Source organism: Psychrobacter immobilis (genome assembly GCF_003148585.1).
GTDB lineage: Bacteria > Pseudomonadota > Gammaproteobacteria > Pseudomonadales > Moraxellaceae > Psychrobacter > Psychrobacter immobilis.
In genome coordinates this window covers 42,105-67,600 of record NZ_QGGM01000011.1, presented here as the reverse complement: position 1 = coordinate 67,600, position 25,496 = coordinate 42,105, and the positions used below count along the sequence as shown (strand labels likewise).

The following is a 25,496-nucleotide window of genomic DNA, read 5'->3' as shown; positions in this document are numbered from 1 at the left end:
TGTTTCATGATAAAGGTGCTGGCGCATTTATAGGCTGTATCTTTCAATTGACTGAATGTGCTCAATTGATGATATTCAAGTTATTAAAAGCAAATATGAGCGACCTCATTGCAAAAGGTTTGCTTGCCATTTTTGAAGCCTGCGATGGCTTGCGAATTGATTCTAATCGCTTCTACCGCATCTTTCGCTTCTAATATGACCAGGGTAGCCGGTGCTCCTACTTTAATCTCCGTTTGCCGTGACAAAAGCTTCGCTGCATTTTTGCTAATCATGTCGAATACCTCCGCTATCTGCTCATCTTTTGCTAATTGAGTGATATTGGCATACATATTTGCCATTCTAATCAGTGAGGCATCACCGTAAGGCGTGAAAGCATTTAAAATATTATTACTAGAAATAGTCGTATTGATGCCCATTGCTAATAGCTCATTGGCGTTGACCATACCTCTAGGAATGAGCGCATCATAATCACGCCCATTCAAAAATATGTCGGTGGCTGGTAACACCGTCAAGGTAATGTCAGCGAATTTAAGTAACGCAGCCATTTCCATACGTTTGTCTTTGTCCATCGCCGATAGTTTGGTCACATGACCAATAGACACGCGACCTTGATAATGGCGCTTGATGGTTTCTTCAACCAATTTTGGAATGCTTGAGCCTTGTGGATCCAGATCAAAATCCAGATGAAAATCAACATCGACGTCAAACTGCTCAGCCAAGTCAAACACCATTTCAATATGCTTGTGAGGATTCTCATCTTTGTATGGACAGCCGCCAACCAAATCAGCGCCTTGTGACAATGCCAGTTTGAGTAGCTCATGAGTATGCAGGTCATTGGTCAATCCTGATTGCGCAAAGGCGCAAATCTCTATATCGATGGCAAATGTATAGGTATCGCGGGCTTTTTTGATGGCATTAAAGGCACGCATCTCTGTTTTTGAATCTGTTTCAACAAAGGTACGCAGACCAACGGTGCCTTTTTTAATCGCCATCTCAATCACTCGTGCAGCACGATTAAACACATCTACTTCCGTAAAATCCTTTTTAGCCTTACCTGTTTCTTCAACAGCCTCGTTTAAATCACCTTGCTCTATAGTACAGCGATCAAGGATGCAGGCTTTATCAAGGTGAATGTGGCTCTCATAGAATCCTGCACAGACAAAGTAACCTTTAGCATCGTAAATTGCTTTTGGCGCATCATCATGTTCAGTTTTTTCCGCCACGTCGTCAATGCTCTCAATATAAGCGCCGTTTATACTGATATTAACCAAGTTTTTATGATTGGGTAATTGGGCATTCTTTATAAGTAAATCGGGCATCGTTTTTCCTTAACTATTTGCTTGGAATGACTCAACGGTTAATGGCGTTTTAGTGTCAAGAGTGGGGGTTTTAAACTTTAAATTCGCATAATTATTCGACGTTTTTATTTTTTCCTACCCAACGGTCGTTTTTTGTTCATGAGTGGTTAGGGGCAAGCGTCATCGAGTCTAATATATGGAATATAATGACCACCGCTACGGTATGTAGACTTTGTTTATAAATAGACTATATCGTTTTTACCAAAAAACATACTTAGTTATTGATATTTTATTGTTATAATTATCTTATAATTTTTAAGCGTATGTTAAGATATACTAATAACAAAAAGAGTAAATAATAAGCTAAATTTAGCTTCATACCTTGAAACTACGAAGGCATTTCTGTGATGGAATGACTTCATTTGAATACAATCAGATAAATAGGAAAAAGTATGTCAAATATCGATGAGTCGTTACAAGAATTAATGAATCTTGATGGTGCAATGGGTGGCTGTATCGTCGACTATATGTCAGGCATGGTACTTGGTATGGCTGGCGGCGGCGTTGACTTAGAACTTGCAGCAGCAGGTAACTCGCAAGTGGTAAAGGCGAAGGTAGCAACGATGAAATCATTAGATATCAAAGGTGAAATCGAAGATATGTTGATCACCTTGGAGTCTCAATTGCACATCATTCGTCCTACAGCCAAGCATGAAGACTTGTTTATTTATTTGGTGCTTGATAAATCAAAAGCCAATCTTGCATTAGCCCGCCGTAAGGTACAAGCCGTAGAAAATAAACTAGAAATATAATTCGATTGGTCGTGTTCAAAAAATGAGTGATTTATCAAACTCTCCTTGTTGCTTATCGCGCCTTAAATAAGACAAGACTGGCAACAAGGTCAAATTCGCTATGTACGTACTGTACATAGCGAATTATTATTTTATAGGCAGTGGTAACAACTTAACGAGCGTGAGCCGTTTTATCAAGTGGTGGCAAAATGAAGTGTATTGCGTACGTCAGTAGAGTGCCCATCAGTAATCGTACTATTCGAATGCCTACTGGGTTATCAGACATCGTTAGCGTCTCTCGTAAGCATAATCCAAAATCGCAAATTACGGGTATCATCTCTTACCGTGACGGTCAGTATCTGCAAGTGCTAGAAGGCCCTTATCTGGAAGTAGACAAGTTAATGAGTAAGATAGCTTCTGATCCTAGACATGAAGATCTTTGGGTGTTTCTGGATGTGCGCGTGATCAAACGCAGCTTTAATAATTGGGCTGTGAGCGTGTTTGATTTTGTGGATCAAGGCAACTTTTTTAATGCGTTCATTGAGAATAATAGCGCTGTGTTAAACAGCTTTAATGAGTCTCAACAAAGACGTATTCAACCGTTTATTGATATAAAAAAATCTGATACGGTGCCTGAAAAGTATTATGAAGGTAAGGATTTAAGATTGCTGGCATGGCCTGATCTCAACAATGAAAGCCAGCCGCAGATGATTATGAACCTGTGTATCAAATTGACTAAAAAGCCTTATTCGTTTAATGCACTAGCGGACAGTGGTGAGTTTGGCAGCCATCATCAAGTCACACAGATTATCAGAGAGTTTGATCGTTTAGGTTTATTGAGTGTCACAGAGCCAGCACCGATACATGAGCAAACCGTAAATGAGAAAAAGCCTAACAAATTTTATGGTGCGATCAAAAAATTCTTAGGAATGAGGTAAAAAATTGAATTATCAGAAACTAGCAATCATTGGTGAAGTAGGTGCTGGAAAGACTCGGTTGGTCAAAACCCTAAGCGAGATAAGCCCCATCGAAACAGAAGCAAAATCTAGTATCGATATCGGTAAAGAGTACACGACGGTCGGCATCGATTATGGGCGCATTACTCTGTCTGACGATATGGCGCTAGGTATTTACGGTGTGCCAGGTCAAGAGCGATTTTCTTTTTTATGGGAGTTTGTCAATCAGTCGCTATGGGGATTGCTCATTTTGATTAGATATGGCGAGACACCTGATTATGCCAATTTAGATAAGCTATTACACTTTTTTGCACCAGAAAAAAATCAGACCACGTGTATCATTGGTATCACTCATTGCGAGGATGCTGACAAAGATAGCCTTTCAGCACTGGGACAAGAAATAAGAGTGATGTTGATGCAGCATAATGTGGTGGCACCTGTGCTCCATACAGATCCTAGAAATAGAGAGTCCGCCGTGTCTCTGTTGTCATTATTTAATACCCTTAATAATCAAGACTAATGCCAGATATGACTATGTTAAAAGAAAAATTAGACGAAAAATCACCAGCAAAAATAGCGTTATTAAGCCACATGAAAGCATTGTGTGATGCCAATAGAGAAGTCATATTGGTTAGCTTATGCACCACAGATGGCTTTCCCATTAGTTGCTTTTCGATCAGTGAATTGAGCAATCAAACGGACAAGTTTGCGGCGATGAGTAGCACGCTATCAGCGCTGAGCGATTCATCCGTGAGTCAAATGAAGCAGGGCAAGTGCGACATCACTATTGTCGAAGCCACTGCTGGGAATATGCTATTTGTCAAAACTGACTATATCGGTAAGCCGTGTGTATTGACCGTGGTAGCGCAGAATAAGATGGCACTAGCAGAAGCAAGATATAAGACCAAAAAACTGATTGGTGTCATTTCTGCTATCACTGAGTAAGGCGCATAAGTAACTAAGATTGCTGGATCCGGTAGGGCTATAAGCGATAATTCGACTGTGATAGACATGTGATATTATTTGCGTGAGCAAATATCGACACTGTATTCAGATATTGACCTTGTATAAAGGTAATGCCCTGACCTTTGACGGCCATATCTACCAAAAACTCAGCATTAGCGGCATTAATTTTGGCATGAATCCTGTGCTTATGCTTTCTCCCCTCTTCATCGGTCAGCTATAGGTTGCTTCTTTTGCCAAAACCATCTTGTAAAAACTCATGATTTCCCAAATCTGCTAGCGTCTCAAGTAATCCCATTCTGCTCAGATAATCGGGACTGGCACAGAGCGAATAACGAATCAGCGCCAGCCGTTTTGTTTGGTCGCTGGAATCTTGCAGCTCTTAATACTCGACCAACTCATACCCTTCTTCGATCAAATCAATGTGTCGATCAGAAAAATCCAACTCAACGTTTAGGACGGGACAGCCAGTGCTGCATCTGCCTGTGATGACGCGTAATGAAGAATTTCTACAGTACATTGCGTAAAGGCTTATCGCGTATTAACTATCGGGCGAATAGGCTGAATTTGTGCTGTTGGCTCTATTCTAAAATGAATGGTTCTATTTTGAAGTAAACGGTTCTGCTGTGGCTATTTGACGCTATATTTACAGTGTTATTGTTCTGAAAGTTAGAGTAATTAATTACAGTAAATAATTTTTTTTGATAGCTTATTTTTCATAACTTGTTCTTTGATAGCTTAATATACAAAGCACCACTTAACGGATTGTTGAGCGGTGCTTCTTTGGGTAAAAATATCAATTTTAGATAGTGGTTTTTTAGGTACTAAGCTTAAATATACTATCAAAAATAAATAGTTAGGCTTGGATTTTTTTACGACCCATCAAGCTATTAGCTACCCATGCTGGACCAATTAACAAGAATTGTAAGTCTTCAAAAAATGAGGGTTTTTTGCCTTCAATTTTATGACCAATGAACTGTCCAATCCAAGCAACCACAAAAACAGCTGCCCAAACCTTAAAGCCCCATGGTAATAATGCCATTGCTGACAAACAAATAAGAATAAACATTCCCATCGCCAAGAATAACGGCGTGGATAGACGCATATAAAATAACAATACCAACGCGCTAAGTACTAAGGTAAACCAGACTGATAGCGACATGCCCATGCCTAACAGGCTGACAAATATCGTGGGAACGCATAGCCAATGGATTTTTTTATTGACTAGGTTTTGATGACTGACAGAATATTCACTAAGCCATTGCTCAAGTGTACGTTTAGACAGGCGTTTTTGCTGAGTACGAGACATACTAACCTCCATGTTAGTAGATAAATTGAAAAATCTCTCCTATCAGTTGTAGCACTAATTGAGCCAGTCCACCACACTATCTGATAGACGGCACAGTCAAAACCTATAGCGCTATCAACATATTTGCCAATATCTGCGAGCTCTTCGATTTTATTCTTTTGAGATATCAGCGCTTATGACCATACAAGATAACCGTTAACCTTGTTCACTGCGCTGCCATTCATACAAACCAATGAAGGCGTTTATTTGATATATCATGGTTTGAATGGCAAAAATGTAATTGCCTGACATTAGATTGACGATGAGCCAGACAAAGTTAACGATAATCCATAACCACCAGTTAAATGAATAGCGCAAAATCATCGCGGCTTGTGCAGTAATGGAGAGGACAAAAGCAATGACGTTGATCCAAAAGAAGGAGATAAATCCTAGGAATTTACTATTATCATCTTCAACCACTGCATAGCCATAGCTGGCTAGTAAATTATTTACCGTGGGAAAAAGTGCGAGACCAATAATAATAAAGGCGGCGGTAATCAACCAAACCGCTTTGCTCGCCGCCTTTGGTATCATGTCGCCATCAGGATCGGTATGTTTTGACCAATAAAAAATACCGTAGACATGGGTGAAAAAGTTAAAGAGCGGCGCGAGCATCAAACCGACTGCACCAGACGTCGCCTGCACGACGACTTCTCCCGCAGTCGCTGCCATTCCCAACCCGTTGCCCATGACGTTTTTGCGAAATGATAGCGAAACCACACAGACCAAACCAACGAAAGACACGCCCAAATAAAACATATCAAGTGTGGTGTGTTCTGTCGTGAGCCAAAAACCTGCGGATAATGCTATCACCCCGCAAATGAACCAAGTGACAATCCATTGCATCGCCCACTTTCCAGTAATATTATCTAATAGCTGAATACGCATAAAGCCTTTTTCCTTAAAGTATTAAAACTACAATGGGTGCTTATCTTATTTTTTAATATCCTATTATTTTTGTATTCTTGCCATCGCTATTTTTACCATCTCCTCTATCTGCCATAAACATACTGATCGATAAGCAGCAGCGCTTGCTGATAGCGCGCATCGTAATCTGGCTGATCAACCATGTGCGGTTTGATATCATGACGAGCAAAAATATCGACGAGACGTCGCTCAAAGCGTCCACGCGCCTCAGGCGTGCCCAATGAGCGCATGCCATCATCAATCCACGGCGTATTGTTATCCAGCATAATGGTATGATCTAAGCGAAACTCATCGATGCAAGCCGCCACAAAAGGATGGCTGCAACCTTCATATTCTTCACAAAATGCTTGCGTGGTCACAAAATCGGTATCAACGATGGTGACAGGAGCGGTCGCATTAGCCGCCGCATCTCTTATAGCTTGAGCATGCTGAAGGGCAATCGGACCATAGTCATTGTATTGTAGACCGACTTCACTACCGCCCAAATCAGTGCCGACATATAAGCGTCCCATCTCTAAAGCAAAGCTAGCGCCATAATAATTGGCCAGTTTATGCACCAATGTGGTCTTACCTGAGCTTTCACCGCCAACAATCGCCACCGTTTTGGTATAGTCGCCGCGCGCTTGCGGGTGAATAGCTGACCAATGTGCGACTGGATTACGAGCGATGGCATAAGAATCAAACTCAGGCTGTAGCGGGGTCGTGATGACTGGCATCGATAATCGCTCATAGACATCACTCTGCGCCAATGGATGGTTTTCTGCGACAAACAAGACTGTATCTGCTGGTAAGTCGAGCGCTGTCGTCAAACGTTGTAGTTTGGCATTGCTGGCGGGAATGTCGATTGTCACATCGACGAAGCTATCATGTAGCGGTAGTTCAATCTCATGAGTGGTATGAATCTGGATAAATGGCAAATCAGCACACGCCATCTGTAGCCAACGTGCTTTGTCTTGCAAAGTAATGTCAAAGTCTGGATGCGGTGCTGGGTGCGCCATAATGATAATATGCAAGGTTTTCGCTTGTCCTGCCGCAGCCAATATACTGCGCATTTGACCTAAATGTAGTGGCTCAAAATGTCCAATCATCAATCCTGACTCGTACATAGCTTTCCTTAATTTTTATTCATGCTTCATCGCACTAATTTTATCGATAGACTGCTGGAATATCTGTTATTTACCAGCATGTTATAAAGGTTTAAGGCGATTTACAGGTAGGTTATTGTAAAGGGATGTTTTTTTATATGACTTTTTTCTGATAAAAATATGACCAAGTTATTAATTTAACTGTGATTGTTTGACTATCTCACCATTTCTGAAGCTCCATCCACACAATATCTATGTGCTGAAAATGGCTAAATATTGGATTTGTAACAAAATGTGTAATATGGCAGCAATAAAGCTAATCGTGAAATATTTTGAAATAACTATTTAAAATCAGCAGTTTATGAGGTTTTATGACAGATTAGGGCAAGCTTGGTTAGCATAAACTCACAAAGTACGTCTATACGTTCAACAGATAAATGTTAAATAGTTGCTATACTTATTCATAAGTTAAGAGGGCTAAGCAGCTTCCTGACTAAAATCGGAAACATAAAAATAGAAGAAAAAAAGCAAAAAGCAGAAGTTCAAATAACAATAGAAATGATAGAGAGGTATTTGATTTGGCTAAACTAGCAAAACTACATCGCTCACAGAACAATCGCATGATAGCAGGTGTGATGGGCGGCATTGCCGAATACGTTGGCTGGTCACCAACTTGGGTGAGAGTATTATTCGTGATTATCTCATCCTTGAGTGCAGCAGTACCTGGCATTTTAATTTATATAATTTTATGGATAATTATGCCAAAAGCGACTAATGCCTCTTACCAGTAAGGTTATTTCATATTTACTCTTATCTTTTTAATCGCTTAATAGAAGTACCGTTTTAATAGCATTACTATCGAGATTAGTTCAGATAGATTTTTACCAAAACAAGAGAATAGCAGTTCGACTAAAAAACAAAAAGCCTGACTCATCAGGATACCAAAGACATACCTTTCCTCCTGCCCAGATGCTCGCGCATTTGGGTATTTTTTTTATCTGCTACTTTTGTGCCTCCTATATTGCAGCAGTTTGATTATGAATGAGCCCTATAACGACTCGTTTAGGTCTGCAGCATAAATTTAATTGATGTAAATATAGATAAAATGGTCAATTTTTAGTAAGGTGAGCAGGCAAATAGAGTCGTTGCCGAATAGGCTATACGAGTGCTATCAAAACTTTATTTATAAATATCCATTCCACAGTGGCTTTACTATGAAAACCCAAACTATGACATCCCAAGCGACAACTCCGATGATAGAAAATACAGACCCTCAACCGATGACGTTTCAGGATTTAATTCTAACCCTACAGAATTATTGGGCCGATAAGGGCTGTGTTATCTTGCAGCCTTATGATATGGAAGTCGGCGCGGGTACTTTTCACACCGCGACATTTTTACGCTCGTTAGGTCCTGAGCGTTGGAATGCTGCCTATGTGCAGCCATCACGTCGTCCAACCGATGGTCGCTACGGTGACAACCCCAACCGCTTGCAGCATTACTATCAGTTTCAAGTGGTGCTTAAGCCAAATCCACCCAATATCCAAGAGCTGTATTTGGACTCGCTAAGAGCCATTGGTATTGATCCATTGGTGCACGATGTGCGTTTCGTTGAAGATAACTGGGAGTCGCCAACGCTGGGTGCGTGGGGACTAGGCTGGGAGATTTGGCTCAACGGCATGGAAGTGACGCAGTTTACGTACTTCCAGCAAGTAGGCGGTCTTGAGTGCTTTCCGGTGACTGGTGAAATCACTTATGGACTTGAGCGCTTGGCAATGTATGTGCAAGGCGTCGATAGCGTTTATGATTTGGTGTGGGCAGATGGCGAATTTGGCCGCGTCACTTATGGCGATGTCTTCCATCAAAACGAAGTTGAGCAGTCGACTTATAACTTTGAGCACGCTGATGTGCCAATGATGGGTCAGATGTTTGATTTTTATGAGCAGCAAGCAGATAGATTGGTTGTCGAAGGTTTGCCATTACCTGCTTATGAGATGGTACTAAAAGCCTCACATGCTTTTAATTTACTCGACGCTCGTGGTGCGATTTCAGTGACCGAACGTCAGCGTTTTATCCTACGTGTGCGTACGCTTGCCCGTAAGGTTGCCATTGGTTACGTTGAAGCACGCGCAAAATTGGGTTTTCCATTGGCAGACGAAGCACATCGTCAAGCGGCGCTCGATAAGTATTTGCCAAAAGAACAAGGTGAAGATAAGTAGTTTTCGTTCTAAATATTAATTTTAGGCACTCGATCATGTTCAGATACCATTGCATTGAGTGCTTTAAGTTTAGTAATAGAGATTTGGAACTGACCGTTACTAGGCCGTTTTTTATTTTTAAATTGCTCCCATACAAGCGAACCTGAGCCATTATATATTTCTTCAAATGTACCATTTGGCATTATTTTAATAATAATTGCATGTTCAGGTTCACTTCGAAAGGCAACAGATTTAGATTGAGTGGCTTTTATCTCAACTTTCAAACCGTCTTTCGTTATAGCGTCGTAGCCTTTGTTACTTGCAGCTAATAGTTCTAGCTCGTAAGCATCTGCTACCAAGCATTCACCTAAGCTACCTACTAAATGACCGTCTGGAGTAAAGTGTCGACCGGGAAACATGTTTTCCAATTCGTTGACGGTGTTGTAAAGCTGTTTGACTAGAGTTTGCAGCTTTTCATGATCTATCATAAATGGTTCCGAAACATAAAAAATAGTGTTCCACAATAATATGATCAACTGTTGATTACCATGATTTTGTTATAATCTACTCAATTTTTAAATATATAAAAAATTCTTAATAAACCGAGATTCCCATGAGTACTATTCTATTTGAACTGGGGTGTGAAGAGCTACCTCCAAAAAGCCTAAAACCTCTACGTGATGCGCTACAAGCGAGTGTCACCGAACAATTAAATGAAGCTGAAATTGGCTTCGATAGTATCAAAGCCTTTGCTGCCCCACGTCGTTTGGCGCTTCAAATTCAAGGTATTAGCGACAAGCAACCTGATCGTAGCGAGCAAAAACGTGGCCCTGCGATTAAAGCGGCATTTGATGCAGAGGGCAATCCAACTCGCGCGGCAATGGGTTTTGCAAAAGGCTTAGGTATTGAAGCCAGCGAGTTGATAACGATTAACACCGACAAAGGTGATTATGTCGGTTATGAGCAAGTCATTCATGGTCAAGCAACTACTGAACTGTTAGCTGCCATTTTTCAGACTGCACTAGACAATCTACCGATTGCTAAGCGTATGCGTTCAGGTGCCAGCCGCAATGAATTTGTGCGTCCAGTACAGTGGGCGGTATTGATGCAAGATAGTACTGTCATTGATGCGACTATCCAAGGCCATCAGACAGGCACGCAAACTCGTGGCCACCGCTTCCATAGTCCTAACTATCATGAGATTGCGCACGCCAATGACTACGAAGAATTACTAGGCAGTTTAAAAGTCGTGGCTGATTTTGATAAGCGTCAAATGCTGATCAAAAACCAAGTCAAAGCGCTAGCAGATGAAGTCAATGCTGATGCTATCGTGCCGCAAGATTTGTTGGATGAAGTCACCGCATTGGTTGATTTCCCGATTGCACTGCGAGCAAGCTTTGAGCCGCGTTTTTTACAGGTGCCGCAAGAAGCGCTTATCTCTACCATGCAAGCCGATCAAAAGTATTTTTGCTTAACTGATAAAGCAGGCAAGTTGCAGCCGTACTTTATTTTTATTACCAACATTGAGTCAAAAGATCCCAATCAAATTATCGAAGGTAATGAGAAAGTCGTGCGTCCGCGTTTGGCCGATGCCGAGTTTTTCTTCTTACAAGACCAAAAACAGCCATTATTTGCGTTGACAGAAAGCTTGAAAGCTCGCGTCTTCCAAGACAAGCTGGGTACGATTTGGGAAAAATCTGAGCGTATTGCCAAGCTTGCCGCCTTTATTGCCGCCTTGATGCAACAGCAAGGTCAGCAGATTGATATCGATGAAACGGTGCGTGCGGGTATTTTGTCAAAAGCCGATTTGGCAAGCTCGTTGGTCGGTGAATATCCTGAATTACAAGGTATTGCAGGCACTTATTATGCGCGTTTGAATAATGAGCCTGAAGCAGTCGCGGCAAGTTTAAAAGAGCAATATTTACCCAAGTTCAGTGGTGACGTATTACCACAGACGCCAATTGGCATTTGCTTAGCATTAGCCGACCGTTTAGATACGCTGGTCGGTATTTTTGCCATTGACCAAGCACCGACAGGGTCAAAAGATCCGTTCAGCCTACGTCGCTCAGCCATCGGTATCTTGCGTATTTTGATCGAAAAGCAATTGCCAATTAATCTGGTTGCACTTGTCGAAGAAACTATTAAAAACTATGGCAAACAGAATGCGATAAAGCTTATCAATGATGAAAAGACTATGGATTTGAGTATTAGCGATACCTTCACTCAGGTCATGGCATTCTTAAACTCGCGCTATCGTGCGATGTATACCGAACAGGGCGTGAGCGTTGATACTATCCAAGCAGTGCAAGCGATTAACCCGCATATGCCGCTTGATTTTGATCAGCGTATTCGCGCGGTACAAGCCTTTAGCGAATTGTCACAAGCCTCAATGCTTGCTGATTCAAACAAGCGTGTCGCCAATATATTAGCCAAGTCGGAAGTGAGTGTCGCTGATACTGTGGATGAAGCGCTATTGTCTGAGCCTGCGGAGCAAAGCTTATATGCAAGTGTGCTGCAAGCGCAGACGGCGGTTAAACCGATGCTAGAACAAGCGGATTACACACAAGTGTTGCAAACGCTTGCCAGCTTAGATGAGCCGTTGACGCAATTCTTTGATAATGTGATGGTCAACAGTGAAGACGCCGCCCTTAAAAACAACCGCTTAGCGCTGCTTAAGCAAGTACGCGCATTGTTTTTAACCGTCGCTGATATCAGTGAGTTGCAGCTATAGTTTCGCTAATATAGATCGCTCACTTTATTTTCTGTTTAATACAAAAACTGGCCCGCTATGGCCAGTTTTTTACACCGTATCATGGCATTTATTGATAAATTACCATGATAAATGGATGGACAATTAACTCGCTAAAGCATAGCACTATCGTCAGTATTGCTGGTTAAGTTATACTGCCTAGACGTATTGAATAATCCGCCAAGCGGCTTTTATCAGTCATAGCGCTTACTCATATTTAAAGGAGCATTGCCGTGTTTGCTGTTATCATTATCATCATCGTTATTTGGATAGTAATGTGGGGGTTTTATAAATTTATGTACCCGCGTGCGCCCAAAAGCATGATGCCAAAAAAAGGGGATGTGATTACACCGCGTCAGTGCAATTTTTGTGGCAACAGCTTGGCTGAATACCGCGGAGTCCTTGAAACCAAGCCCAACTTGGCTGCAAATAGTGAGAGTGCCATTGGCGAAAACCAAACATTGTTTTTTTGCAATTATGAGCATCAAGCAGATTTTCATGCAGGTAAGGTTTATAACCCTGACGTATAAATAATTAGATTATGGCTTGGGCATAAAAAAGCGCTTGGCTCATCAGAGCGAAGCGCTTATTGTTTCGTCGCGTAATATGCGCTTATAAAACAGACTGTGCGTCTTTCATAATTTTATTTAATAGCGCTTCAGATTGTTTGTCTTGCTGTAGTCGATCTTCATCGCTTCTTTGATTGGTGTGTATTTTTTCATACAAATTCAAGCAGCACAGTACTAAGATACTTTCTTGACTGAGGCTTGGCGCATCTCGTTTGAGATCTAGTGCATGGTTATTGATATACGAGACAGCTGAGAGCAGCTCTTCTTGTTCGTGTACTGGGCAATAAATAGGATAAGTGACACCCGCAATTGCAATATCAACCTTTTTGATTTGTGGTTCAGGGATAGTGGTTTTCACAGTAGCACTCGACGTATTTGAACCAGTTGCAGCGACTGGTTGTGGTTTAGAAGAAATATTCTGCTGTTGGCCATTTTGTGGCTTTTTTTCTATAGAGTTTTTGTGGTCATCGGTCATGATAAATCCTACAATGTCTGGTCAGTAAAATGAGTAATATAAGATATTACCGTTTTGATTTTGTCAGTTCATTAGCAAGTAGTGATGATCGGTCATCGTTTATTGCCATCCCTGATCAGCCTTCTACTTGGTCGATGTGGGTTAAGCGTTTTAATACAACTTGTGTACGCTCAGCTGCCAATTGATTCTTTTTCTGCAGCTCACTGTTTTGCTGTTTAATATCGCTATATTGCTGCTTTAATTCATTATTTTGTTGCTGTAACTGGCTGTTTTGTTGTTGCAATTGGCTGACCTGTTTTTGCAGTTTGTCTTGCTCTTCGCCTATCATATGATGCGCTTCAGCCAAGCTTTGGTAGCGCTTGTCGAGATCGTTCAATTGTTTTTTGGCACCGTCGCGTTCGCTATGACTAGTGTTGAGCTTGGTCGTTAATGCTGCAAGCTCTTGAGGGTCGCTAACAGGATGCTGTTTGAGGCTGCTAAGTTCAGCACTGACAAGCTGATACTGTTTTTTTATGTCGAGTATCATTTTTTCTAATATTCTAAGTTGATCATACATAGTCAGTTTTTATCCTTAACAAGTAAGCGTGAATGAATTTAGTTCTCTGCGTTTAATAATGCCATAGGTGACCGCATAATATCTATATCAACAAAGTAATTACCTATATTAGGTGTTGTTTGTTTATTTTTATTAGCCATGGTTTGATTGATAATATCAAGCGATGTCTCACACCTATTTTATTCGTCTATTTTTATTTTTTAAGCAATATTTTTTAAGCAATATTTTTTAAGCAATAATCAATCACTAGGATCTTTATTATGAATGACAATATATCTGGCTGGAATACATGGCTGACTGCTTTTGATGACTGGACTGACGTGTCTATCAGCGAAGTGCACGGCTTGATGACAGGGCTTATGACTGCCTGTAATGCGCCTGATGAGCAAGTATGGGCTAAGGTATTTGAGGAGCTCAGTTTTGCGCCTTTACCTGACGAGGCATTGACACTGTTAACAGAAGAAGCGGAAGACACTGTTTTTCAGCTTAAAGACAAAGACGATGCTTATTCTTACACGCCATTAGTACCAGATGATGAACATGATTTGTACGAGCGCGTGATGGCATTGAAACAGTGGGCAAATGGTTTTATGACGGGTTTTGGGATTACCGACTGTGGTCTCAGTGGTGACGAAAATGAGATGCTGTCTGATTTGGCTAAAATCGGTGGTATTCGACTAGAGGATGACGAAAATTTTGAAGGTGGCGAAGAGTCTTATCTGCATATTTATGAGTTTGCGCGCATGGTGCCAGTGAGCTTTGCGACCCGTAAGCGTAAAGCGGTGAAAGATATCGCCTTGATTGCTGGACTGGCTATCGATGCCAAAACCACCAAAGAGCTACAAGCAGAAGGGAAGTTGCCAAAACCGATGCCGCCAGTCGTTGATGCGATGAATCAAAACCGTCCTTCATAATAAAGACGCTATCGTAAATGCTTTGATATGAGTTGATATTCAACACGTCCTAGTATGAAGTGATAAAAGGAGATGGAGATGATAACTGACAATGATATGATTCATTTACGCCGCTCTATTGAGCTTGCTACTGAAGCTTTAGAGGCGGGCGATGAGCCATTTGGTAGCGTATTGGTCGACGGCGACGGTCATGTGCTGCATGAAGATCGCAATCGTGCCAATACGGTCGATGCTACTTATCATCCTGAAATTGCCGTTGCTAAATGGGCAGCAGCAAATATGACAGCGGAGGCGCGCGCTAACGCTGTGGTTTATACCTCGGGCGAGCATTGTGCCATGTGTTCGGCCGCGCATGCGTGGGCAGGGCTTGGTCGTATCGTTTATGTCAGCTCATCAAAACAGTTGGATGAATGGATGCAGGAGATGGGCGTAAAATCCTCATCACCAATCAATTCATTAAGTATTCAAGAAGTGGCTCCGAACATACCAGTACAAGGTCCGATTGCTGGATTAGATGCAGAAGTAAAGGCGCTGCAACAGCGCGCATTTCAAAGACGCTAACACTTTCTATTTTTACCATTCCAGAAATTACAGTAGCGAAAAACGAGTGCGAGTACTACATCTAGTAGGCTTGGAAAATTTAACATCGCTAACCGTATTTCTAAAATTGGTATTATATCGTGATAAGGATATTTCATGACTTCGAACAATAATAATCAGCTCAAAAATACGTCTTACCCTGCGCATAGTATCGATTGGCTCACACGCTTGATTGCTTTTGATACGGTCAGTCGCCATTCTAATCTGGCTTTGATTGAAGATGTGCAAGCATACTGTGAACAATTAGGTTTGATAATAGATTTGACTTTTAATGAAGCCAAAAACAAAGCCAATCTATTCGTTACTGTGCCAGCAGGGGCAAACGCTGACGAAGTCAATCACGGTCTGGTGCTTTCTGGTCATACTGACGTCGTGCCAGTCGACGGGCAAGCATGGACGTCAGATCCATTCACTGCGACGATACGTGGTGATAAGCTATACGGACGCGGTGCGTGTGATATGAAAGGCTTTATCGCTTGTGCATTGACGTTATTACCACGCGCTGTGCAGTTATCCAATGAAGGTCAGTTGCGTCGCCCGCTGCACTTGGCGCTGTCATTCGATGAAGAAGTGGGCTGCTTGGGTGCGCCATTGATACTGGCAGATTTGAAAGCGCGTGGTATTACCCCTGATTATTGTATCGTCGGTGAGCCAACCAATATGACGATGGTTGTGGCACATAAAGGCATTGCCGTTTATCGTTGCCGCGTCCATGGTAAGTCTGCGCATTCGTCATTGACCGCCCAAGGTGTCAATGCTATCAGCTATGCCAGTCGTTTGATTGGTTATGTTGATGAGTTGGCAGAAGAGATTAGTCATCGCAGTGATAATGATGCGCTGTTCGATGTGCCTTATTCGACATTGTCTGTAGGCACGATAAAAGGTGGCACGGCGACCAATATTGTCCCCAATCTATGTGAGTTTACCTTTGACTATCGTAACCTGCCGCATATGACACAAGAGGATATTCTTGCACCGATTCAAGCGAAAGTGACAGAATTAAATGCCCAGATGCAAGCACGTGCTGCCGATACCGGTATTGAGTTGATGCAGGAAGAAAGCGTACCGGCAATGACTGATAACGACAGTGCTAAATTGCAATCGTTAATAGCCGCACTGACTGGAGATAACGAGCGTCATAAAGTGGCTTATGCGACTGAGGGCGGGCAATTTACCAATGCTGGCATCCCAACGATTATCTGCGGTCCCGGTAGTATTGAGCAAGCACATAAAGCCGATGAATATGTCGAGCTGAGTGAAATTGAGCGCTGTGATGGTTTTTTACAGAAGTTATTAGACAGCTGTACTGTTAATTAGTCTATTAGATGGCAGACCGTTTGTTTTTGATATGAATGAGCATAAAATACACCGTCGTTATGGCGGTGTTTATTTTTTAGCAGTTCGGCATTATTACGATAAATTTTTTATAAATAACAAAGTAGGGGTTGGTCGATGTCTTGGCATCTGTTTGCAGTATTCTTTGCAAGTACGTTTTTTATCTCAGCGACCCCAGGTCCCAATATGCTGCTGGCATTTCAGTATGGCATGAACTATGGCGTAAAGCGCACATTGTGGACGCTAGCAGGACTGAGCCTTGGGTTGTTTATTTTGCTGCTATCGACACTACTTGGACTCGATGTGATTAGTCGCCAGTCGCCTTGGTTGTTGACAGTCATTAAAGTAGTGGGTGCGGCGTATTTAATCTATCTAGGTATTAGCTCTTGGTGCGATGCAGGCGATGGCAGCTTGATGAGTGATGCTCGTGAAATGAGCGAAGAAGTCGCGGCTGAATATCCTGCGTCTGACAATGACAGTGAAAGCACGGCTAATACACCGCAGCCGCGTTCGCTCTCAAGCGCAGCGGTGAGAATCTCGCCAAGCAATGTGACCTTGTTTCGTACAGGTGTTTGGGTATCGCTATCTAACCCCAAAGCCATCTTATTTTTTGCCGCTTTCTTCCCCAAATTTATCAATTTTAGTGCGCCGTTATGGCCACAATATGTTTTATTAACGATAGGGTTGTTCTTAAGTGAAACAATTTGGCAAATCGTTTATACCTTGGGTGGTACAAAGCTGGCAAGTTGGCTCGATGTTGGCAATCGTTTAGCGTGGCTCAATCGTGGTTGCGGCGTCATATTTATCATCATTGCTGCAGCCCTATTAGCTGAAGTATTAAATAGCTTTATGGTTTAAAGAACGAATCTAGCAGGTTACGTTTTATCGGCGCTTTCTACGTGAGTTTGACAAAAGTAGTTCACCATGTACACTGAGACAGGTAGCTTAGTTTGATCTATTAGGTATTTTATGATTGGGCAGATGATCGTATGTTAAATATTGAGATAAAAATTTTAAGTGTTAATGAGCTTAACGATTTCAGAACTATCAGACTTTCAGCTCTAGAAAAATCTCCAAGAATTTTTGGATCCACATATGTAGCAGAAGTAGCAAAACCTCCAATTTTTTTTGAAAATTGCTTATCAAGTTCAACTGTATTTGGCGCCTATCATAAAAATAAAATCATAGGTTTAGCCACCTTCACACAAGAGACTGGAATAAAGTTTTCTCATAAAGCGTATCTATCCAGTGTATTCATTGAACCTGAATTCCGAGAAAAAGGCATAGCAAGTCAATTGCTTAGGGAAGTTATGGAGTATAGTAAAAAATATGTGGAACAAATTTTACTTACTGTAGCTGATAATAATAAGCCTGCTATTAATTTCTATAAAAATTTTGGTTTTCAAGCTTATGGGTTAGAACCAATGGCATTGAAAGATAATGAGGAATATATTAACGAGATCTTAATGAAGTGTTTTGTGTTATAGCACTTTTACTGTGTTCAAAAGTCAATATCTCAATATGTCTTTACAGCAATCATTTAGAAAGTTAAGTATCGTTTGCACTCTCTTTGAGAGCTTGATAAAACTAACCCACTTTATCAATAAAAAAGCCGCTCACTATTTATAGTGAACGGCTTTTTCTTATTTTTACTCAGACTTAAAAATTAACAGTTACGCCAATACTTCGATTAGCTCACCTTTTACCATGTGCGGGCTGACGAAATCAGTAATACGTACGCTCACGAGTTTACCCAACATCTCATCCATTTTGTCTTCGTCATAAGGGAACATGACCGTACGGGTATTATCCGCTGTGCCGATTAAGCAATCAGGATGGCGGTTGGCAACTTGTTCCACCAACACACGTGTCGTGGTACCGACCATCTCATGGGTTTTGGCAAGCGTTGAATCAATGATGACTTTTTGGAATTCTGCCAAGCGCTCTTTTTTAGTTTTGAAGCTCACATCATCTGGCAATTCAGCCGCTGGCGTGCCCGGACGCTTAGAGTAGATAAAGCTATAAGAGTGATCGAAGTTCAATTCTTTGGCTAGATTTAAAGTATCTTGGAAATCTTGATCGGTCTCGCCAGGGAAGCCAATGATAAAGTCGCTTGATAAGTGAATGTCAGGACGAATGGCTTTAAGTTTATTAATCTGATTGATATACACATCAATCGTGTGATTGCGTTTCATCGCTGCCAAGATAGCATTTGAGCCACTCTGCACAGGTAGATGCAAGTGTGATACCAGCTCTGGCAATTGTGCATAGGCATCAATGATGTCATCTGTGAATTCTAGCGGATGGCTGGTCGTGTAGCGAATACGCTCGACACCATCAACATGCGAGACATAATGCAACAGCTCAGCGAAACGACAAATGCTGCCATCGTCTTTTTCACCGCGATAGCCGTTGACGTTTTGACCCAATAGGTTGATTTCACGCACGCCTTGCGCTGCTAAGCTATCAATCTCAGCCAATACATCATCGAGTGGGCGAGATAATTCTTCGCCGCGAGTATAAGGAACCACGCAAAATGAGCAATACTTTGAGCAGCCTTCCATGATCGAGACAAACGCTTTAAATCCTTCTACTCTCGGCTCAGGCAAAAAGTCAAACTTTTCAATACTTGGGAATGACACATCAATCGTACCGATACGGTTCTTAGGCGCGATTTCACGTTGCTCGTTTGATTGATCATACAATTCTGGCAAACGGTGTAGTGTCTGTGGGCCAAATACCATATCGACATAAGGCGCGCGCTTTTGAATGTTATCGCCTTCTTGAGAGGCTACGCAACCACCGACACCAATGACGAGATCAGGGCGCTTTTCTTTTAGCTTGCGCCAGCGACCCAATTCTGAAAACACTTTTTCTTGCGCTTTTTCACGGATAGAGCAGGTATTCATCAGCAGCACATCGGCTTCATCGATATCATGCGTGACTTCCATACCGTGTGAATCACCGAGCACGTCCAGCATTTTGCCAGAGTCATAGACATTCATCTGACAGCCCTGCGTGGTGACAAAGACTTTCTTAGTCGCTGATTTGACAGGTGCTTGGGCTGAACTTGATTCTTTGAGTGCAGTGACAGCAGGCGCAGTAGCGGTTGTTTCAGCGACAGCAGTGTCATCGATGCGGGGATTAAATACAGTAACACTCATAAGGATAAGTCCATGATTGACTAAAAATATAGCGTGATAGGTGATTAACAGGTGGCGTATTTTATCACAACCCTATGACAATGTGAAAAATTAGCAGGGTCAATTGTTGGTCGTTATGATAAATTATTTATAATAGTATCAATTGTTTACTGCTTCTAATAACGCGTTTGGCAAAAACTATAGCTTGCTATCACTTCTATGTTACACCGTGCTATCGTATTTATTAACAAAAGGTAAAGGTGATGGTTGAAAGTGCAACGAGTATAGTATGATGAATGCGACCATATTAGCGCGATTGATTAAATCGCGATTTACGCCGTTTTGGCATTGTTATGCTAAATATATTATTTAGCCAAATCATTTGGACACATTACAAAGAGAGTCAGTATGACAAAGCCGCAGGTTGCTCATAGCATCAAGGATAGAGAATCTATTAAGCAAAATGAAGATGCAAAACGAATGAAAGCAAGGACGCTACGAGTCAGTGCGTTAAGTTTGGCGACAGCAATGAGTGCGCTAGGATTGTCACAGGTGGCTTGTGCTGAGCTGACGTGGGGCGAAGAGGACAGCTATCAGCAAGAAGGCAGCTATCAACAAAACAGTGGCTATCAGTCGGACAATGGTGTGAGCTCATTTACAGCAGCGGCAATTGCGGCAGAACGCGGTGATGTCAGTGCTTTATACAATTATGAGCAAGCAATGAGCGGCGGTTTGTTTGCCATGTATCCCACTTATTGGCGGATGAATTTAGATCTTAATTCGCAAAGTTCGGCGGCAGTGTCACAGTTTGTGCGTCAATATCCAAATACGGTAATGGCAGAAAAGCTGGTGGCCGATTTTGCTGAGACCAAAGCAGGCTCCAATGATTACGCCTCAGTACGCCAAGTTGCGAATTTGATTACCAATGCGGATGCCAGTGAGCGCTGTGCGGTTGCGCTTGGGTTCAATAATGGCGGCGATACTATGCGGGCTATGGCAGCCAAGTCTGAAGTTTGGTTGACGACCAAAAAGCAGCCCGCCTTGTGTGACCAGCTCGCGATGGAGATGAATAATAACGCGCTGATTAGCAATGAGGATCGTGCGGCTCGGCTCAAGCGTATGCTACGTAAAGGCAAAACGGGTGACATTATGGCATTGTCATCACGTTTAGGAACGCCTATTGCTTATTCAGCATTGAGTGAGATTCAACTGAATCCGTCTGCTTTTTTTAGCCGTTTTAGTCGAGAACCTGCCAGTCAAAACAATCAATACCTATATCTATATGCCATAGGACGCGTTGCTGACAAGTCTTACCGTGAAGCTGCATTACAGTTAGATTTTGATGTTAAGCAAGACAATCAGCGTTCAGTTAAATTGTTGAATGCGGAGACTCGTCGCTATGCGTATCGCATCCTTGGGGTGCAACGTATGAATCATAATACGGATGATGGTTTTAATGCTGAGGCGGTTGACTGGTTCCGCAATAGCCTAGACGAAGATTTTAATTTTGAAGAAGCCGAAGATTATGCCATGGCAGCGATTCGCTTTAGCCGCTGGGATGATGTGGTCGAAGCCATCTCAAAAATGGAGGCTGAAACCCAAAAAAGTGACCAGTGGCAATATTGGCTGGCTCGCGCTTACGAGCAATCAAGCGATGCTAACAAGCGTAATACTGCTAAAAAAATGTATCAAAACTTGGCAAAAAATAATGACTATTATGGCTTAATGGCAAAGGATAAAGTGGGTCAGCGCTTTGATGCCAGTCGTTTGGGTGGTAATAACTTACCAAATGTCAGTACCGCTGATCGCGCACGTGTCATGCAAGATGCCAACTTTGCGCGTGCTTTTGCTCTATATAATGCTGACGCCAGCCGTGCCTATGCCAATCGTGAATGGAACTGGGCGGTAAAGCAGGCGCGCGACAAGCGTGATGATAACTTGATTATTGCCGCTGCTCGTCAAGCCTATGATATGGGCTGGCTCGACCGAGCAATTTATGCCGTTGATAATACTGATAGAGTAGACAGCTTAGCGTTATCACATCCGATGCCGCATCAAGATGCAGTCGTACGTTATAGTCAGTCTGCTGGTATCGATCCTGCTTGGGCTTATGGCATCATGCGTCAAGAAAGTCGCTTTGTTGCATCAGCACGCTCAAACGTTGGTGCCAGTGGTTTGATGCAGGTGATGCCTGACACGGCAAAATACATTGCTCGCAATTTAGGTGAGACCTATAGCGCCAGCCGTGCCAATAGTGGCGATACCAATATTCGTTACGGCACATGGTATATGGGTGATATTTTCGGTAAGCTAAACCGTCAACCTGTGTTGGCAACGGCTGGCTATAATGCGGGTCCGAACAATGCCAAGCGTTGGCAACCAGTATATGGTTCGCTCGCAGCCGACCAGTACGTCGAGTCGATTGCCTTTCCTGAAACCCGTAATTACGTTAAACACGTGATGGAAAACGCCACCATTTATAGCAGTCTATTAGGTCGTAGTCAGCCTATTAGCCAGCGTATGGGCACGATACCTGCCGCGCTCTAAAATGCTAATGTATAAACCAAAAAAACCATTCGTGAGCAATCATTAATGGTTTTTTCATGTCACTTTATGTCACTTTTTATCGTGCAATCAAAGCTAGCTTTGTCTTGACGCGATGCCTAATTCGACGCCCAACCTCGCTGATTATGACATGCTAACGTTGCGATATTTTTGTACTATTGATGCTATCATTAGCTTATGTTTACGTTTCTGCTATAGATTAAAAAAAACGTTTTGCTACCATTGCATCAATTAGTGTCTTTTATACGTGCTTATAACTTTTATACGTGCTTATAATAAGTGCTTATCAATCAACGCACACATTTTTGTTAGCTCTATTCTTAGTTTTATCAGTGTTTATACGTCGAACACTATGAGCTAAACGATAGCCCATGTTTTTATCATTGCTAGATGCCTTCAGCCCCTATGATCAAAAAATATTTCAATCTGTCCCTGTTATTAAAAGTTAGGCATCAGTCATCTATTCAGCAGATGCTCTCGCTATCTACTCTGACGCCAGATTTAAACCAATCAAGCTCGATAACCAATACATCTATGGATAAACTAAATACGACGCTAAGTATCGGTGCATTAGTGATGTTGCAAGGCATTATGATGATGCCGGTACATGCCGCGAGCGCTGTTAAGAGTGGACAGCGTGTGTTGATGATTGAGATGACGCCAGCATTGTGTAGCATACAGCCGACGCGTGCCCGTATGCGTCAATGCTTGGAGGGTTATTCGTTGACAGTATCAGGTCTAGATATGGGATATGGTGAGCGCTGCGGACGTGGTAGTGAGCCACGTCTGACACCGTTACAGTTAAAAGTCGTCAACCGTATCATGCCTGATACGACAGTACGTAGCCAAGCTTGGCAGCGTTATGGGGCGTGTAGTCCACTTAGTGCCAGTAGTTATTTTCGCCAGATTACCAATTACGCTGGCGCATTAAAGCTGCCTAATGAGCTTAATACGGGTAATAGCTATACGGTTTCTAAATCTCGATTTATCAGTCAAATGACCCAGCTTAACAGTGGCATGTCCTCAAACAGTATTGATTTGATTTGCCAAGCGGGCAGTCGTCGTCAATCAACATTGACGGATATCCATATTTGTTATGAAGGGAGCGAATTTGGCACATGTCATAATGTTGTGAATAATTGTGGCAGTAAGTTCGTCATTTCGGGTGGAAAATAGTTTTTTTAGCCTATTTAAATGCTTATTGTTTGAATTGAGGACACGCCCTAATAATATTCGCTTATCTTAAGTGTTATATCACTATATATAACGCTTCTCAATGCTGTTATCAGCTGCCTTTTATTGCTTTCTAGCAGGGTATCCGTATAGGTTTACAGTAGGTATAAAAATCCTCCCGTATAAAATGTAACAATATAATCGGTGGTCGGCGTCTTATTGTCTCTAGACGATTTGCTGAACGAAGTGCTACACTAGCTCTCGGTTTATGACTGCTATATTCAGTAGGCAAGTCGCTATTTACAACGATAGTCATCCATTAGAACCATCAATCAGAATCATGAATTATCTAATCTATAATTAGGGAGTATTCAATGTCAATGAAACAGCCTTTACGTGTTGCCGTCACTGGTGCCGCTGGTAATATCAGCTATGCTATGTTATTTCGTATTGCATCTGGCGAGATGCTAGGTAAAGATCAGCCAGTTATTTTGCAATTGCTTGAAATCGCTCCAGCACTTGACGCCCTAAAGGGTGTGGTCATGGAATTGGAAGATTGTGCATTCCCTTTATTAGCAGGTATTGTGCAGACTGATGATGCGACCGTTGCATTCAAAGATGTTGACTATGCTCTGCTTGTAGGTTCACGTCCGCGTGGTCCAGGTATGGAACGTAAAGATTTGCTAGAAGCCAACGCTGCGATTTTCTCAGCACAAGGTAAAGCATTGAATGACGTTGCAAGCCGTGACGTAAAAGTATTGGTTGTCGGTAACCCTGCCAACACCAACGCTCTTATCGCTCAGCGCAATGCACCAGATCTTGATCCACGTAACTTTACTGCGATGACTCGTCTAGATCACAACCGTGCCATGGCACAGTTGGCTGGCAAAACGGACAGCACCGTCAATGACGTGAAAAAAATGATCATCTGGGGCAACCATTCATCAACGCAGTATCCTGATCTGACTGCTGCTACTGTCAACGGTAAGCCTGCGTTAGATTTGGTTGATCGCGAATGGTACGAAGCGACTTATATCCCAGAAGTACAACAACGCGGTGCTGCAATCATTAAAGCACGCGGTGCATCATCTGCCGCTTCTGCTGCCAACGCGGCCATTGCACACGTACGTACGTGGGCATTGGGTACTGATGAGAACGATTGGGTATCAATGGGCGTTTATTCAAACGGCGAATACGGTATCGCAAAAGGTTTAATCTACTCATTCCCATGCACATGCACGAACGGTGATTGGTCTATCGTAGATGGCGTTGATGTGTCATCAGATTTCTCTAAAGAGAAAATGGCAGCGACTGAGCAAGAGCTTAGCGAAGAACGTGATGCAGTAGCACACCTGCTTCCATAAGCCACCAATGTCATCATGTCATAAAGCTATTTTATAGAAATTGATCTAAAAAAGCCCTCTAATGTAGAGGGCTTTTTTGTGTCTTGTCTGCCTATCCAAATACAATTGATAACGTTAGATACACGTTGATTAACAGCTATTAAAATAAAGCTTGCTACAATAAATGTGTCAATTTAGATAATAAACACAAAGACACTCGTACCATTTAAGGAGAAAAGTATGTTGGGTGAACCAGAATACAATATGAATGAATTGTTTGCACAGTTGGGACTTGATAGCTCAGATGCAGCGATTGATAGTTTTATTGAAAATAATCAGTTGGATAAAGAAGAGAAGTTGATAGAAGCGAGCATTTGGACAGACAATCAACGTGCTTTTCTACAAGAAGAATGGGAAAAAGATGCGGAATGGGTAGAGGTCATCGATGACTTAAACGTACGTATGCATCCAGATGCTTAGAAAAAAGAACTATTAAAAAACGAATTAT

Annotated in this window: 25 protein-coding genes; 17 read left to right on the top strand and 8 right to left on the bottom strand. The window is 42.1% G+C overall.

Features of this window, described 5'->3' with window-relative positions:
* Positions 1 to 83: 83 nt before the first annotated feature.
* Entirely contained in the window at positions 84 to 1,319 is a 1,236-nt protein-coding gene (locus C8D84_RS09655; RefSeq protein ID WP_109591773.1) for an amidohydrolase family protein, read from the bottom strand.
* 431 nt (positions 1,320 to 1,750) lie between these two features.
* Here C8D84_RS09655 and C8D84_RS09650 point away from each other — a divergent pair, with 431 nt between their 5' ends.
* From C8D84_RS09650 to C8D84_RS09635, 4 genes are all read left to right on the top strand, one after another.
* Entirely contained in the window at positions 1,751 to 2,110 is a 360-nt protein-coding gene (locus C8D84_RS09650) for a hypothetical protein (RefSeq protein WP_109591771.1), read from the top strand.
* A gap of 188 nt (positions 2,111 to 2,298) precedes the next feature.
* Positions 2,299 to 3,027: a BLUF domain-containing protein gene (locus C8D84_RS09645; RefSeq protein WP_109591769.1), complete on the top strand. Its 729-nt coding sequence runs from the start codon at positions 2,299 to 2,301 to the stop codon at positions 3,025 to 3,027.
* 4 nt (positions 3,028 to 3,031) lie between these two features.
* A complete protein-coding gene (locus tag C8D84_RS09640; RefSeq protein WP_060491787.1) occupies positions 3,032 to 3,565 on the top strand; it encodes a GTP-binding protein in 534 nt (177 codons plus the stop codon).
* Between the two features lie 8 nt (positions 3,566 to 3,573).
* Complete coding sequence (locus tag C8D84_RS09635; RefSeq protein ID WP_146192891.1) at positions 3,574 to 3,990, top strand: roadblock/LC7 domain-containing protein; 417 nt, start codon at positions 3,574 to 3,576, stop codon at positions 3,988 to 3,990.
* Between the two features lie 874 nt (positions 3,991 to 4,864).
* Here C8D84_RS09635 and C8D84_RS09630 read toward each other — a convergent pair.
* The 3 genes from C8D84_RS09630 to nadR all read right to left on the bottom strand — a co-directional run bounded on the left by C8D84_RS09630 (position 4,865) and on the right by nadR (position 7,389).
* Positions 4,865 to 5,317 carry an Mpo1 family 2-hydroxy fatty acid dioxygenase gene (locus C8D84_RS09630; protein ID WP_109591765.1) on the bottom strand — a complete coding sequence of 151 codons (453 nt, stop codon included), beginning with the start codon at positions 5,315 to 5,317 and terminating at the stop codon, positions 4,865 to 4,867.
* Between the two features lie 195 nt (positions 5,318 to 5,512).
* Positions 5,513 to 6,244, bottom strand: coding sequence for a nicotinamide riboside transporter PnuC (pnuC, locus tag C8D84_RS09625; RefSeq protein WP_060491784.1), 732 nt, complete (start codon positions 6,242 to 6,244; stop codon positions 5,513 to 5,515).
* A gap of 104 nt (positions 6,245 to 6,348) precedes the next feature.
* Positions 6,349 to 7,389: a multifunctional transcriptional regulator/nicotinamide-nucleotide adenylyltransferase/ribosylnicotinamide kinase NadR gene (gene nadR / locus C8D84_RS09620; RefSeq protein ID WP_109591763.1), complete on the bottom strand. Its 1,041-nt coding sequence runs from the start codon at positions 7,387 to 7,389 to the stop codon at positions 6,349 to 6,351.
* Between the two features lie 557 nt (positions 7,390 to 7,946).
* Between nadR and C8D84_RS09615 the strand changes: the two genes are divergently transcribed.
* Positions 7,947 to 8,159 (top strand): PspC domain-containing protein, encoded by a 213-nt coding sequence (locus C8D84_RS09615; protein ID WP_045444125.1) that lies wholly within the window; start codon positions 7,947 to 7,949, stop codon positions 8,157 to 8,159.
* 438 nt (positions 8,160 to 8,597) lie between these two features.
* Positions 8,598 to 9,587, top strand: a complete 990-nt coding sequence (gene glyQ, locus C8D84_RS09610) for a glycine--tRNA ligase subunit alpha (protein ID WP_407691880.1) — start codon at positions 8,598 to 8,600, stop codon at positions 9,585 to 9,587.
* A gap of 8 nt (positions 9,588 to 9,595) precedes the next feature.
* Here glyQ and C8D84_RS09605 read toward each other — a convergent pair whose 3' ends face one another.
* Positions 9,596 to 10,054, bottom strand: a complete 459-nt coding sequence (locus C8D84_RS09605; RefSeq protein ID WP_109591761.1) for a DUF6998 domain-containing protein — start codon at positions 10,052 to 10,054, stop codon at positions 9,596 to 9,598.
* 125 nt (positions 10,055 to 10,179) lie between these two features.
* On the opposite strand from C8D84_RS09605, the gene glyS reads away from it, so the two are divergent.
* Complete coding sequence (gene glyS / locus C8D84_RS09600; protein WP_109591759.1) at positions 10,180 to 12,297, top strand: glycine--tRNA ligase subunit beta; 2,118 nt, start codon at positions 10,180 to 10,182, stop codon at positions 12,295 to 12,297.
* 251 nt (positions 12,298 to 12,548) lie between these two features.
* Positions 12,549 to 12,845 carry a hypothetical protein gene (locus C8D84_RS09595; RefSeq protein WP_228244528.1) on the top strand — a complete coding sequence of 99 codons (297 nt, stop codon included), beginning with the start codon at positions 12,549 to 12,551 and terminating at the stop codon, positions 12,843 to 12,845.
* Between the two features lie 82 nt (positions 12,846 to 12,927).
* On the opposite strand, the gene C8D84_RS09590 is transcribed toward C8D84_RS09595, so the two are convergent.
* Both C8D84_RS09590 and C8D84_RS09585 read right to left on the bottom strand, forming a co-directional pair.
* Positions 12,928 to 13,359: a cell division protein ZapA gene (locus tag C8D84_RS09590; protein WP_055124735.1), complete on the bottom strand. Its 432-nt coding sequence runs from the start codon at positions 13,357 to 13,359 to the stop codon at positions 12,928 to 12,930.
* A 115-nt stretch (positions 13,360 to 13,474) separates the two neighbouring features.
* On the bottom strand, positions 13,475 to 13,915 hold the full coding sequence (locus C8D84_RS09585) for a hypothetical protein (protein WP_055124734.1): 441 nt from the start codon (positions 13,913 to 13,915) through the stop codon (positions 13,475 to 13,477).
* 260 nt (positions 13,916 to 14,175) lie between these two features.
* Between C8D84_RS09585 and C8D84_RS09580 the strand changes: the two genes are divergently transcribed.
* From C8D84_RS09580 to C8D84_RS09560, 5 genes are all read left to right on the top strand, one after another.
* The gene (locus C8D84_RS09580) at positions 14,176 to 14,829 is read left to right on the top strand and encodes a UPF0149 family protein (protein ID WP_109591757.1); all 654 of its coding nucleotides are present in this window, start codon (positions 14,176 to 14,178) and stop codon (positions 14,827 to 14,829) included.
* A 78-nt stretch (positions 14,830 to 14,907) separates the two neighbouring features.
* Positions 14,908 to 15,390: a nucleoside deaminase gene (locus C8D84_RS09575; protein ID WP_109591755.1), complete on the top strand. Its 483-nt coding sequence runs from the start codon at positions 14,908 to 14,910 to the stop codon at positions 15,388 to 15,390.
* 135 nt (positions 15,391 to 15,525) lie between these two features.
* Entirely contained in the window at positions 15,526 to 16,746 is a 1,221-nt protein-coding gene (gene argE, locus C8D84_RS09570; protein WP_109591753.1) for an acetylornithine deacetylase, read from the top strand.
* 135 nt (positions 16,747 to 16,881) lie between these two features.
* Complete coding sequence (locus C8D84_RS09565; protein WP_109591751.1) at positions 16,882 to 17,622, top strand: LysE family translocator; 741 nt, start codon at positions 16,882 to 16,884, stop codon at positions 17,620 to 17,622.
* A gap of 131 nt (positions 17,623 to 17,753) precedes the next feature.
* Positions 17,754 to 18,251 carry a GNAT family N-acetyltransferase gene (locus C8D84_RS09560; RefSeq protein WP_109591749.1) on the top strand — a complete coding sequence of 166 codons (498 nt, stop codon included), beginning with the start codon at positions 17,754 to 17,756 and terminating at the stop codon, positions 18,249 to 18,251.
* Between the two features lie 186 nt (positions 18,252 to 18,437).
* Here the strand turns inward: C8D84_RS09560 and miaB are convergent, their stop codons facing one another.
* Positions 18,438 to 19,928: a tRNA (N6-isopentenyl adenosine(37)-C2)-methylthiotransferase MiaB gene (miaB, locus tag C8D84_RS09555; RefSeq protein ID WP_109591747.1), complete on the bottom strand. Its 1,491-nt coding sequence runs from the start codon at positions 19,926 to 19,928 to the stop codon at positions 18,438 to 18,440.
* A 387-nt stretch (positions 19,929 to 20,315) separates the two neighbouring features.
* On the opposite strand from miaB, the gene C8D84_RS09550 reads away from it, so the two are divergent.
* The 4 genes from C8D84_RS09550 to C8D84_RS09535 all read left to right on the top strand — a co-directional run bounded on the left by C8D84_RS09550 (position 20,316) and on the right by C8D84_RS09535 (position 25,468).
* Positions 20,316 to 22,454, top strand: a complete 2,139-nt coding sequence (locus C8D84_RS09550) for a lytic transglycosylase domain-containing protein (RefSeq protein WP_109591745.1) — start codon at positions 20,316 to 20,318, stop codon at positions 22,452 to 22,454.
* 552 nt (positions 22,455 to 23,006) lie between these two features.
* The gene (locus C8D84_RS09545) at positions 23,007 to 23,648 is read left to right on the top strand and encodes a T2 family ribonuclease (RefSeq protein ID WP_055124727.1); all 642 of its coding nucleotides are present in this window, start codon (positions 23,007 to 23,009) and stop codon (positions 23,646 to 23,648) included.
* 371 nt (positions 23,649 to 24,019) lie between these two features.
* Positions 24,020 to 25,009, top strand: coding sequence for a malate dehydrogenase (locus tag C8D84_RS09540; RefSeq protein WP_173936711.1), 990 nt, complete (start codon positions 24,020 to 24,022; stop codon positions 25,007 to 25,009).
* Positions 25,010 to 25,228: 219 nt separating this feature from the next.
* A complete protein-coding gene (locus tag C8D84_RS09535) occupies positions 25,229 to 25,468 on the top strand; it encodes a DUF2789 domain-containing protein (RefSeq protein WP_045444148.1) in 240 nt (79 codons plus the stop codon).
* Positions 25,469 to 25,496 lie beyond the last annotated feature (28 nt).

Bases quoted from the DNA above. Each gene is read 5' to 3' on its own strand.
- C8D84_RS09655 (WP_109591773.1), bottom strand. From the start codon at position 1,319: ATGCCCGATTTACTTATAAAGAATGCCCAATTACCCAATCATAAAAAC.
- C8D84_RS09650 (WP_109591771.1), top strand. From the start codon at position 1,751: ATGTCAAATATCGATGAGTCGTTACAAGAATTAATGAATCTTGATGGT.
- C8D84_RS09645 (WP_109591769.1), top strand. From the start codon at position 2,299: ATGAAGTGTATTGCGTACGTCAGTAGAGTGCCCATCAGTAATCGTACT.
- C8D84_RS09635 (WP_146192891.1), top strand. From the start codon at position 3,574: ATGACTATGTTAAAAGAAAAATTAGACGAAAAATCACCAGCAAAAATA.
- C8D84_RS09630 (WP_109591765.1), bottom strand. From the start codon at position 5,317: ATGTCTCGTACTCAGCAAAAACGCCTGTCTAAACGTACACTTGAGCAA.
- pnuC (WP_060491784.1), bottom strand. From the start codon at position 6,244: ATGCGTATTCAGCTATTAGATAATATTACTGGAAAGTGGGCGATGCAA.
- nadR (WP_109591763.1), bottom strand. From the start codon at position 7,389: ATGTACGAGTCAGGATTGATGATTGGACATTTTGAGCCACTACATTTA.
- glyQ (WP_407691880.1), top strand. From the start codon at position 8,598: ATGACATCCCAAGCGACAACTCCGATGATAGAAAATACAGACCCTCAA.
- C8D84_RS09605 (WP_109591761.1), bottom strand. From the start codon at position 10,054: ATGATAGATCATGAAAAGCTGCAAACTCTAGTCAAACAGCTTTACAAC.
- glyS (WP_109591759.1), top strand. From the start codon at position 10,180: ATGAGTACTATTCTATTTGAACTGGGGTGTGAAGAGCTACCTCCAAAA.
- C8D84_RS09590 (WP_055124735.1), bottom strand. From the start codon at position 13,359: ATGACCGATGACCACAAAAACTCTATAGAAAAAAAGCCACAAAATGGC.
- C8D84_RS09585 (WP_055124734.1), bottom strand. From the start codon at position 13,915: ATGTATGATCAACTTAGAATATTAGAAAAAATGATACTCGACATAAAA.
- C8D84_RS09580 (WP_109591757.1), top strand. From the start codon at position 14,176: ATGAATGACAATATATCTGGCTGGAATACATGGCTGACTGCTTTTGAT.
- C8D84_RS09575 (WP_109591755.1), top strand. From the start codon at position 14,908: ATGATAACTGACAATGATATGATTCATTTACGCCGCTCTATTGAGCTT.
- argE (WP_109591753.1), top strand. From the start codon at position 15,526: ATGACTTCGAACAATAATAATCAGCTCAAAAATACGTCTTACCCTGCG.
- C8D84_RS09565 (WP_109591751.1), top strand. From the start codon at position 16,882: ATGTCTTGGCATCTGTTTGCAGTATTCTTTGCAAGTACGTTTTTTATC.
- C8D84_RS09560 (WP_109591749.1), top strand. From the start codon at position 17,754: ATGTTAAATATTGAGATAAAAATTTTAAGTGTTAATGAGCTTAACGAT.
- miaB (WP_109591747.1), bottom strand. From the start codon at position 19,928: ATGAGTGTTACTGTATTTAATCCCCGCATCGATGACACTGCTGTCGCT.
- C8D84_RS09550 (WP_109591745.1), top strand. From the start codon at position 20,316: ATGACAAAGCCGCAGGTTGCTCATAGCATCAAGGATAGAGAATCTATT.
- C8D84_RS09545 (WP_055124727.1), top strand. From the start codon at position 23,007: ATGGATAAACTAAATACGACGCTAAGTATCGGTGCATTAGTGATGTTG.
- C8D84_RS09540 (WP_173936711.1), top strand. From the start codon at position 24,020: ATGTCAATGAAACAGCCTTTACGTGTTGCCGTCACTGGTGCCGCTGGT.
- C8D84_RS09535 (WP_045444148.1), top strand. From the start codon at position 25,229: ATGTTGGGTGAACCAGAATACAATATGAATGAATTGTTTGCACAGTTG.